Raw genomic sequence first — 841 nt, 5'->3', positions numbered from 1 at the left:
CAGCGTAGCGAGGACCAGACATCGAGTGGGGTACCTGCCGCAGCGATGATTCGGAATTTAAAACTGGTTCAGTATATCTTATCTTCGTATGCCGGTATTCCGAGAGGCCTTAGTTCCGATTTGCCGGGTTTTGGAATATACACCCGTCTGACTGGCTGCGGAATATAGGTCATGTCCTTCAAAGATTCGTGTAGCCTTTTAATGTTTTCTTGAAGGTTTTCTTCATATTCCGCTTTGGTAACCTCGTCTACACCGGCCGCTTTGTTCGCTTTCAGTTCATTGTGGCATTCAAGCAGCATTTCCTCGTTTATGAGGTGCGCTAAACTTGTGAATTTCTCCTTCGGCCTTTCTTTCGCAATCTGTGCTATCCTTGCAAGTTTCGTTTCCAATCGTTTTCCACCTCTGTGTGCAGCAATTGTTTCCCTTACAAAGTCCTCTTAATGTAGTCGCCTTCTCTCCGCGGCCATTACGCCGTTTCTTAGATACTATGCAACTATCCGACTTCCTGCCCGTCTTTTGCCGTCCTTGCCTTTTACGCTTGTAAGGCATACTCTATCCAGAGAACAGACAGGATCTCCTGAGTTTCTGTTAACTCTCAGTTATAACGTGCCGACATCTTAGACCCCGGAGTGTTGAAAATAACTCACCGTAACGCTACTTTCAATGTTGTTTTCTGTGTGTGTAATCACATCAACCAATCTCAATTATATATTTCGGGGCTCAATCTGTTAGTTCATCGCTTTCGGCCCATCATCTTGTTCGCCTACGCTTAAAACATTCAGTTACCTGAATATCTCCAAAACTAACTACGAAACCGCTGGTTAGGCATTATTTCGATGGG

General features: G+C 44.8%; 1 protein-coding gene. It reads right to left on the bottom strand.

Annotated elements, in window-relative coordinates; genetic code table 11:
* Nucleotides 1-68: 68 nt before the first annotated feature.
* Nucleotides 69-389, bottom strand: coding sequence for an RNA-directed DNA polymerase (locus tag ACP5NR_RS08740; RefSeq protein ID WP_428006363.1), 321 nt, complete (start codon nucleotides 387-389; stop codon nucleotides 69-71).
* Between the last annotated feature and the right edge of the window lie 452 nt (nucleotides 390-841).

This window comes from Athalassotoga sp. (assembly GCF_049965695.1).
Classification (GTDB): Bacteria; Thermotogota; Thermotogae; order Mesoaciditogales; family Mesoaciditogaceae; genus Athalassotoga.
This window is presented reverse-complemented; position numbering and strand designations above follow the sequence as displayed.